At 60.7% G+C, this 2,453-nt stretch carries 1 protein-coding gene and 1 pseudogene; both read left to right on the forward strand.

Translation table 11 applies throughout. From position 1 onward, the window contains the following. The first annotated feature begins 309 nt into the window (after positions 1-309). A pseudogene (locus QZY06_RS22250) lies at positions 310-1,232 on the forward strand (metal-dependent hydrolase). A 102-nt stretch (positions 1,233-1,334) separates the two neighbouring features. Beyond that, positions 1,335-2,240 (forward strand): pseudouridine synthase, encoded by a 906-nt coding sequence (locus QZY06_RS15730; protein ID WP_295686013.1) that lies wholly within the window; start codon positions 1,335-1,337, stop codon positions 2,238-2,240. Positions 2,241-2,453 lie beyond the last annotated feature (213 nt).

Below are 2,453 nucleotides of genomic sequence, written 5' to 3' on the forward strand. Positions count from 1 at the left end.
GGCGTTCCTTTACTTCCAGTTCTAGAGCGCGTTGTAATCTGAGCTCGCCTGTCATGCGGCGGGCTCAGTTGAATGAGGGTGTCCTGTTTCTCAAACAATCGGTGTCTAAGAGATCTGAACCAAATCCTCCCTCGTCTCAGGTCCGCCAGCAACTGAGTCAGTGTCGAAGTACCGTCGTATGATGTCTATATTGATGGGGGCTTCATGAGGATGGAGACGGGTGCCACGTCGGCACAAGGAAATCCCTGGCGTGGTTCTCCAAGATCAGCAGTTGCAAGTGCGATTGCGCGGGATCGGACGTCTGAGCGAATGGTCACCAGCGCATCCAAGACCCAAAGCCGCTTGATTCCGCGCAAGGTGAAGTTCGATTGGTCGAACACGTCGGTCGACTGGATTCCCGGTAATCCATTCGCCAGCCACTTCATCAACGAGATCAACCTGTTGTTGCCGGCCGGCGAGTTCTGGTTCTGCCGGCTCTACAACCAGGCGCTGCCGCTGGTGCGCGACGCCAAGCTGCGCGATAACGGCAGATGTTCGTCCGTCAGGAGGCGATGCATGCCCGGGCGCATGGCGGCGCGGTCGCTGAATATCTGAATCAGCGTGGCTTCGAGACCGGGAGCAACACGCGCCAGGAAGACTGGCTATTCGAGAACTTGCTCGGTGACAAATTCGCCGGCCGCGAACTTCATAGCGACTGGGCTAAGAAGCTGCGGCTGGTATTCCGCCTCGGCGTCATTGCCGCGATCGAGCACATGAACTGCGTGCTCGGCCAGTACGCGCTCGACAACAAGCGCTGGGATGAAGCCGGTGTCGATCCGGTGCTGCTCGACCTGCTGCGCTGGCATGGTGCCGAGGAGATCGAGCATCGCGGCGTCGCGTTCGATCTATACCGCCACCTCGGCGGCAGTTATCCATCCCGTTACTACCTGAGCCTGATCGCGATGCCGGTGATCTTCGGCCTCTGGGCGCACGGCGCAGCGCATCTGATGAAGCAGGGCGAGCGCTTCAAGGTCAAGCGCCCGAGTGGGTTTCGTCCCTGGATCAGGCAGGAATAGCAGCGTCAGTCGAAAACCGGAATGTTGCCCTCGCTGCCGTCGCTGATCGTCAAGCAGCTGCCGTTTTTCTGTCCTTGGTACGACCCGGTCAAGGAAGGCTCGACCGAGGAAGCCTTGGCCCATCTCGAAGCTTCGCGGGCTGCGGCCGCGATCGTGGTCTCGCGCAGCGCAGACTGAGCGCAAGCTTCGGGGCGTTGCTGGAGGGCTGTGCGTTATTCGGGTCGGCTTCGCGCCGTCTGTATGCTTTGGCTCTGCCCAACCGAGCCGCGCGCCTCGTTCATGATTGCCCCGGAAGCTCCAGCGCGCCCGCCCTCGATCGCTGGTGTTGGTGCCAGCAGCATCCGCCTGCCGCCCGGCGCCTGGACGCTGCTGCTCGATTTTCTCGACCAGCGCTTCCCGGATGTCGGCCGCGCGGTCTGGCAGGCTCGACTGGCCGAGGGCAAGGTCAGCGATTCCGAAAGCGGAAGGCTGTCGCCGGACGCCGTCTTTGTCGCCGGCCGGCTGATTCATTACTACCGCGAACTGCCGCCGGAACCGCCGATCCCGTTCGCAGCGTCGATCCTTCATCAAGATGAGCAGTTGCTGATCGCCGACAAGCCGCACTTCCTGCCAACGATTCCCTCCGGCCGTTTCGTGCAGGAGACATTGCTCAGCCGGCTCAGGCGTGACACCGGCATCGAGCACCTGGTGCCGCTGCATCGGCTCGATCGCGGCACCGCCGGGCTGGTGCTGTTCTCGGTCAATCCGCAGACCCGCGGCGTCTACAGCGCGCTGTTTGCAGGCCGAAAGATCGTCAAGACCTACGAAGCGTTGGCGCCGCTGCGCCCTGCGCTTCAGTTCCCGTTACGGCGCTGCAGTCGCATCGTCGCGGGAGAGCCTTTCTTCCGGCAGCGGGAAGTCGATGGCGAACCGAACGCGGAAACGCTGATTGAAGTCATCGAACAGCGTGGCGATCTGAGTCTGTATCGCTTGCAGCCGGTAACCGGCCGCAAGCATCAACTGAGAGTGCAGATGGCTGCGCTCGGTATTTCTATTGTCAATGACGACTGGTATCCGACGCTGCAAGTCGAAGCGGGTGCCGTGGACAACTACGCGCGGCCGTTGAAGTTGCTAGCACGCAGGCTGGCGTTCACGGACCCGATCAGCGGCATGCCAAGGCAGTTCGACAGCGTGCGAGACTTGTAGTCGCGACGCATCTGCTGCCCGCTCAAAGCCCGACTCGGCGATAGAGAAAATCTATTCATTAGGTTTTAACAATCAATTTGGCTAAAGCCCGTTGAATGTTCAATATGCTCCCGCAGAGTATTCATCCCTCCCGAAACAGGAATTGCCCCATGTCGCTGATCAACACCGCCGTCAAGCCGTTCAAGGCCAACGCCTTCCACAACGGCAAGTTCA

It is taken from the genome of uncultured Nevskia sp., assembly GCF_903885465.1.
Taxonomy (GTDB): domain Bacteria; phylum Pseudomonadota; class Gammaproteobacteria; order Nevskiales; family Nevskiaceae; genus Nevskia.

What these genes read in the sequence shown, in the direction of transcription:
- QZY06_RS15730 (WP_295686013.1), top strand. Translation starts at nt 1,335, where the DNA reads ATGATTGCCCCGGAAGCTCCAGCGCGCCCGCCCTCGATCGCTGGTGTT.